The following is a 7326-nucleotide window of genomic DNA, read 5'->3' as shown; positions in this document are numbered from 1 at the left end:
CCTTTATCTAGTATATCGAAAGGAGTTTTATCGCTAAAGCTACTTCTTCCACGCGCAGTACGCGTGGTTTTTTTGTTTCAATCACTTTAGTGATTGAAACCGACTAAAGTCATTAATAAGAAGCAGACTGGACATCTGCCAAGTCTGCTTCTCATTTTCTTCTACTCTTCGTGATTGGTATTCAGTTCTGTGATTTTTCCTGTTGCCAGATAAACAATCCATTCACAAATATTCGTCACGTAGTCCCCAATGCGCTCCAAGTATGTTGCAACATGCAGATAATCCGTTCCACTAATAACAGTCTCCGGATTTGATTTCATGCTCTCAATAGAGTTGCTGTAAATACTATTGAAGTATTCATTCACACGATTATCCATCTTAGCAATCATCCGTGCATCTTTTTCGTCTGTTTTTACATATGCGATCAATACGTTATCGACCATTTTCTTCACATAATCAGACATATCTGAAATTTCTTTTTCGATTTCAGGAATTCTTGTCTCACCTTTTAGGCGAATTGTTGATTTAGAGATGGACACTGCATGATCCGCCATTCTTTCCAAATCAGAACTGGCTTTCATTACAGTAATAATCATACGCAAGTCTGTTGTAACAGGCTGTTGTAATGCAATCATCTCAAAGCTTTTCTTTTCAAGCTTTACTTCCATATCGTTGATTTCTGTATCACGTTCGATCACTTCATTCGCAATATGCTTATCGTGATCGATGTACGCACGAACAGATTTATGAACGGCATTACTTACCATCATTCCCATTTCATAAAACTGATTGTGCAGATTCAATAGTTCTTCTTCAAATTGACTACGCAACATCATGTACCTTCCTCCTCAAGTCTTTTAAGTATGAAGTGCTATCCTTCAATCTTACCTACCGCTATTTCTATCCCTCATAAGCATCTCTGTCAGTAGGATCTACTTATTATAGAAGCAAAACAACTAGAAAATTAACCGAATTTCCCGGAAATGTAATCTTCCGTCTCTTGTCTCTTCGGGTTTAAAAAGATTTTCTTCGTATCATTAAATTCTATCAGTTCGCCCTGCAAAAAGAAAGCTGTTTTATCAGATATACGTGATGCCTGAGACATATTATGGGTAACCATAATCATTGTATATTGTTCCTTCAACGTCAACAACATATTCTCTATTTTCCCGCTGGAAATTGGATCAAGCGCACTGGTGGGCTCATCCAGCAAAATAATTTCCGGATCAACGGCAAGTACACGAGCGATACAAACACGCTGCTGCTGTCCACCGGAAAGAGACAAAGCACTTTTATGCAGCTTGTCTTTGACATCTTCCCAAACTGAAGCAGCCTTCAACCGTGTTTCTACGACTTCATCGAGAACTTGTTTGTCCTTCTCGCCTTTTAATCTTAAGCCGTAAATAACATTTTCATAAACAGAAAATGGAAACGGATTGGGCTGTTGAAACACCATACCGATTTCTTTACGCAGTTCAACAGTATCTGTTTTAGGACCATAAATATCTTTTCCTTTGTACATCACGCTTCCTGTAACGGTCACGCCTGGAATCAAATCATTCATTCGATTCAACGAACGTAGATAGGTTGATTTTCCACAGCCGGAGGGACCAATCATTGCGGTAATCTCTCCTTGATTAATCGAAAGGTCGATTCCTTTTAACGCTTCTTTTTCTCCGTAGTATAGATGCAAATCCTTTGATGAAATAATCTCTTTTGTCATCCTTTTCCTCCTAACCAAAATGCCCGGAAACGTAATCTTCTGTCGCCTGTATTTTTGGTCGTGTAAAGATTTTTCGTGTTTCGTCATATTCTATTACTTTTCCCAAATAGAAAAATGCTGTTTGATCGCTAATCCGCGCTGCTTGCTGCATGTTATGTGTCACAATGATAATTGTGTAATCGTTTTTCAAACTAACTAATGTTTCCTCTACTTTACCTGTAGAAATCGGGTCAAGGGCACTAGCTGGCTCATCTAAAAGCAGAATATCCGGCTTCATCGCAATTGCTCGTGCAATACATAGTCTTTGCTGCTGCCCTCCGGAAAGAGCAAGTGCACTTTTATTCAGGTTATCTTTTACCTGTTCCCATAATGCAGCTTGCTTCAGGCTGGTCTCTACGATTTCATCCAGCTTGTTTTTATCTTTTTCGCCATGCTGCTTAAGGGCAAAGGTTATGTTTTCATAAATGGATTTACTGAAAGGATTTGGTCGTTGAAACACCATGCCGATACGCTTACGCATCTCATAGACGTCAACTTCCTTAGTATTCACATCCACACCTTTATACATGATTTTACCCGTTATTTTTGTATTAGCGATACCATCGTTCATTCGGTTCAGTGAACGTAAGTAGGTTGATTTCCCACAACCGGAAGGACCGATTAATGCCGTGATTTTGCTCTTTTCAAATTGAAGGTCTACACCCTTAATCGCCTCATTGTCTCCATACCAGACATGCAAGTCTTCTGTATGCAGAGCAACTGGTGTTTGTTCCGGATCGAATGTGATAATATTTGTGTCATTCAAATTATATTCTTTCATTTGTCTACCCCTAACGTTAGGCTGATGTCAGTTTCTTATGCAGGCGGTTCCCGATGAATCGTGCACCAAAGTTAAACAGAAGAACGACAATAATCAGAACTGCAGATGCTCCTGCTGATACCGCCGGACCATCCGGCATTGTTCCTTCTGTGTTTACTTTCCAGATATGAACTGCTAAGGTTTCTGCTTGTCTGAAAATACTGATTGGGCTGGAAACACTTAATGGATTCCAATTGCTGAAATCTAAAGCCGGTGCACTTTGCCCTGCTGTATAGATCAGCGCTGCAGCCTCACCGAAAATACGTCCTGAGCTCAAGATAACTCCTGTTAAAATTCCAGGCATAGCTTCAGGTATAATTACTTTTTTCACTGTTTCCCATCGAGACAAACCTAACGCCAGTCCTGCCTCACGCTGAGTATAGTGGACTGCTTTCAATGACTCTTCAACATTTCTTGTCAAAAGCGGCAGGTTGAAAAAAGTTAATGCCAACGCACCGGAAATGATTGAGAAGCCGTAACCAATCTGTACAACGAAGATTAAGAAACCGAATAAGCCGACAACAACTGAAGGCAATGAGCTCAGAATCTCAATAGATGTGCGGATAACGTCTGTCAGCCAGTTTTTCTTGGCATACTCTGACAGGTATATCCCAGCGCCTAGAGAGATTGGCAAGCTGATAAGCATCGTAATGAACAGCAGGTAAATTGAGTTAAACAGCTGAATCCCGATACCACCGCCTGCTTGATAGGCCTTCGAAGGCTTTGTCAGAAAATCCCAAGAGATATGCGGAACTCCCCGCAGCAATATATAGCTTAGCAAGGCTGCTAAAATTAGAACGATAATACCAGAGACTGTGTACAAGATACCTGTTGCCAGTCTATCTGCTTTCTTTGCATCCATTATTTCAGCGCCCCTTTCTTACCAATAATTCGAATCACGATATTGAATAGTAATGACATCAGTAATAAAATTAACGCCAGAGACCATAGTACATTGTTTTCAACAGTCCCCATGATTGTATTCCCGATTCCCATCGTCAAAATACTTGTCAATGTAGAAGCAGGTGTCGTCATTCCTGTTGGCATTACCGCCGCATTACCAATAACCATCTGAATAGCCAAGGCTTCACCAAAGGCTCTCGCCATTCCGAAAACTACGGCAGTTAAAATACCCGGAACTGCAGCTCTGAGAACAACTTTATAAATCGTCTGCCAGCGTGTCGCTCCTAAAGCCAGAGAAGCCTCTCTATAATGTCTTGGTACAGCCTTCAAGGCATCCACGGTCATTGTTGTAACCGTTGGGAGAATCATGACAAACAGCACGAAGGTTCCCGCCAATATCCCAAAACCAGTACCGCCAAAAATAGAACGGACAAAAGGAACAATAACTGTTAAGCCGATAAATCCATAAACAACTGAAGGGATTCCTACTAACAGCTCAATAACAGGCTGTAGGATTTTCGATCCTTTTTTAGGAGAGATTTCAGTCATAAAAACTGCTGCGCCAATGGCAAATGGTGTTGCAACAATTGCAGATAGAAATGTAACAATAAATGATCCCGCAATCATTGGCAGTGCACCTACCAATGGTTTTCCGTTTGAACCGGTCTCACTGGGATTCCAATCTGTTCCAAATAGAAAGTCAAACACGTTTATTTTGTCTACAAAAAAAGTAGACAAGCCTTTGCTGGCTACAAAATAGAAAATAGAAAGGACAACCAGAACAATCAACGCAATACAGAAAAAGCTGATTAGTTTCCCTCTTTGTTCCATTTTTGCCCGTTTAGATTTTGTCAGTAATTGCTTTTGCACATCTTCCAAAAAAACTCCTCCTTGAGCAATAGTTCAGATACGTTTAAGTCTACGCGTCGAATTTCAATTTGCGTTTAATAACATGTAAATGTTGCGTTAAGTTTGTAAATTTTGTGTAAAGACGCCGCTAATTGATTAGTTTTCCTTCCCAATCACGCTCTACCTTCATTTTTGATACCGGAATATAACCCAATTGCTCAATGATTTCTCCTTGAACTTTTTCAGATAACATGTATTCTAAAAAGTCTTTCGTCAGCTCATTCGGTTCTCCCAATGTATACATGTGCTCATAAGACCAAATTGTCCAAGCATTCGTTGTAACATTCTCATCTGTCGGCTCAACGCCATCTATCTTCAAGGTAGCAACCTCGTCACTCACATAAGAAAATGCAGTGTAGCTGATTGCCCCCGGAGTATCTGAAACGATTGAACGAACCATCCCGCTAGAGTCTTGCTCCTGAGCACGAATAGCTGTTTTACCATCCAGCACCCATTTCTCAAAAGTCGCACGTGTACCGCTGCCAGAAGCTCTATTCAGGATAACAATCTTAATGTCTTTCCCACCGACTTCATTCCAGTTGGTAATTTCCCCGAGAAAAATCTTTCTCAGATTTTCTAAAGAGATATCTGTCACACCAACGCCCTTATTGACAATTGGTGTAATGCCCGCTACAGCTACTTTATGATCGATAAGCTTCGCTGCATCGATTCCTTTCTTCTCTTCCGCAAACAAGTCAGAATTCCCAATTTCAACTGCTCCGGCCTGAACCTGACTCAAACCAGTACCACTACCCCCGCCCTGCACGTTAATAAACTTTCCGGGGTATTCACTTTGATAAGCTTCGCTGGCAGTCTCCACCAAGGGCTGTAAGGCAGAAGAACCCACCGCAGTAATTGATTCGCCTCTGTCTATCCAGCTGGCACAGCCAGATAACGTCAGCATGCTAATAAAACTAAAAAGAATGAATAATTTCGTTTTCATGTTTTTAACAATCCTCCAAATCATTTAAATCAAATTTATTTTAACATTAAGCTTTACGCTTGAGAATCAAATACCCTTAATTTCTTATCGTTCATCGGTTCGAAGCGTATAAAATAACAGAGGATTGGAAAATCTCAAATGATTTTCCAATCCTCTGTTTCTTATCTTGGCTTATAGTAATGGTGAAATCAGTCGTGCAAGACCTTCCTTCAGCTTAATCCAAAAGCCTCGTGCATCGTATTTTTCCTGTGTCAGCAGATGAGATACCTGAGAGTCCTCATAGAAGGAGTCTCGTACTTTTTCGGAAAATTCCTCATCATAAATGATTGTGTTGACTTCAAAATCCAGTCGGAAAGAACGAACATCAATATTTGCTGAACCAACTGAAACAATCCCACCGTCAATAATCATTGTTTTCGCATGAATAAAGCCATTTTCATAAGTTTCAATGATTGCACCGTACTCAAGCAGCTCTGCCGCAAAAGAGTACGTCGCCCAGTAGACCAACATATGGTCGGGTTTATTCGGAATCTGAATTCTTACCTTCACACCTGAAAGAAGCGCCAGCTTAATGGCCTCATGAATGGATTCATCCGGAATATAATAAGGCGTCTGAATCAATATCTCTTTTTTGGCAATCGAAATCATTTTCAAATAGGCCATCTTGATTTGCTCATGCTCAGAATCCGGTCCACTGGTAACCACTTGGATAGCCTTTTTCCCAACAGAGGTAATCGGTGGGAAATACGCTTCATTGTAGCTTAGTTCTTCTGTATGCTGAGAGTTCCAGTCCATCAGAAATCTGTTTTGCAGACTATATACAGCATCTCCGCAAATTCTTAAATGATTGTCTCTCCAATACCCAAATTTTTCTACAATCCCTAAATATTCATCTCCGACGTTAAATCCACCTGTGTAGCCAATCATTCCATCAATAACAACGATTTTCCGATGATTCCGATAATTGATTCGCGGATTTAAATAAGGAACAAACAACGGGAAGAAAAATGCAACTTCACCTTTTTCATTAGTCAGCTCTTCAAAAAACTTCATGTTTACTTGGGTTGAGCCCCATGCATCAAGAAGCAAACGAACCTTAACACCTCGCTTTGCCGCTGCAATCAACTCGGCACGTAATTCTTGTCCTAGTGCATCTCCTCGATAGATGTAGTATTCCATATGCACATGGTCTTTCGCATTTCTGATGTCTTGAATCAAGGCATCAAATTTTTCACGACCATCTGTGTACAAAGTAACATCGTTGTTTGTGGTATACATAGAACTTTCAAACATCGTCAGCATGTAAATCAACTGCTTCGGTTCTACCTCTCCAGTCGGCGGATGCGGAAACAAGCCACGTTGCAGAGCTTTCTTTTCATTTTCTATTTCAGCGTTCATTCCGATTTTTGCTTGCATTTTCATATCAAAGATTTTATCCTTTGAAATTCCTCTTCCTAAAAAGATATAGAGGACGAACCCAACAATCGGAACAAATAGTAAAACCAATAACCATGCCCAGGTTTGTGCAGTCTGCTTTCTCTCACGAAAGACGATAACCGCAGATAACAGAACATTGGCTATATAAATAATGACGAAAAAATTATCAATAAAAAAACTCATATCTCCACCTCGAACTCACACTTTTCCATAATAGTAAGGATAGCGAACTTATTCAAAGATGTAAAGGAAAAAGAGAATATGAAAAATAAAATCCGTTTCCTCTTCTTTAAATAAGTAATGAATTCAGGTAAAAATAACGAAACAATACCGATGACCAACTATCTGAACACCTCAATAAAAAGGCTCTATAATAAATAGGACTGAGGAAAGTGAAAATACCTTTCTCTGCCCCTTAGACAATGAACCTAAGTAATTATCCACCCGCATAGCGGGTGGCTTTTTAATAGCCCTAGAAGGGCTCATTACTTGCTGCTCCCTTCAAGGGAGCTTTTTAAGAGACCGCCAACCGCTATCTCTCTATTTTTTTCT

At 40.2% G+C, this 7326-nt stretch carries 7 protein-coding genes; all 7 read right to left on the bottom strand.

The window, feature by feature from the left end:
- Positions 1–161: 161 nt before the first annotated feature.
- The gene (phoU, locus tag IW510_RS21110; RefSeq protein WP_202063165.1) at positions 162–833 is read right to left on the bottom strand and encodes a phosphate signaling complex protein PhoU; all 672 of its coding nucleotides are present in this window, start codon (positions 831–833) and stop codon (positions 162–164) included.
- A gap of 131 nt (positions 834–964) precedes the next feature.
- Positions 965–1723 carry a phosphate ABC transporter ATP-binding protein PstB gene (pstB, locus tag IW510_RS21105; protein WP_202063163.1) on the bottom strand — a complete coding sequence of 253 codons (759 nt, stop codon included), beginning with the start codon at positions 1721–1723 and terminating at the stop codon, positions 965–967.
- A gap of 10 nt (positions 1724–1733) precedes the next feature.
- A complete protein-coding gene (pstB, locus tag IW510_RS21100) occupies positions 1734–2543 on the bottom strand; it encodes a phosphate ABC transporter ATP-binding protein PstB (protein ID WP_202063161.1) in 810 nt (269 codons plus the stop codon).
- Between the two features lie 16 nt (positions 2544–2559).
- The gene (gene pstA, locus IW510_RS21095; RefSeq protein WP_202063159.1) at positions 2560–3444 is read right to left on the bottom strand and encodes a phosphate ABC transporter permease PstA; all 885 of its coding nucleotides are present in this window, start codon (positions 3442–3444) and stop codon (positions 2560–2562) included.
- Positions 3444–4364 carry a phosphate ABC transporter permease subunit PstC gene (gene pstC, locus IW510_RS21090; protein ID WP_202063157.1) on the bottom strand — a complete coding sequence of 307 codons (921 nt, stop codon included), beginning with the start codon at positions 4362–4364 and terminating at the stop codon, positions 3444–3446. Before pstC ends, pstA begins: the two co-directional genes overlap by 1 nt.
- Before the next feature lie 118 nt (positions 4365–4482).
- On the bottom strand, positions 4483–5337 hold the full coding sequence (locus IW510_RS21085; protein WP_202063155.1) for a phosphate ABC transporter substrate-binding protein PstS: 855 nt from the start codon (positions 5335–5337) through the stop codon (positions 4483–4485).
- A 171-nt stretch (positions 5338–5508) separates the two neighbouring features.
- The gene (gene cls / locus IW510_RS21080) at positions 5509–6957 is read right to left on the bottom strand and encodes a cardiolipin synthase (protein WP_202063153.1); all 1449 of its coding nucleotides are present in this window, start codon (positions 6955–6957) and stop codon (positions 5509–5511) included.
- Positions 6958–7326: the final 369 nt, after the last annotated feature.

It is taken from the genome of Enterococcus sp. BWR-S5 (assembly GCF_016745255.1).
GTDB lineage: Bacteria > Bacillota > Bacilli > Lactobacillales > Enterococcaceae > Enterococcus_L.
Note: the sequence above shows the minus strand (reverse complement) of the source record. Positions and strands in the feature narration are given on the sequence as shown.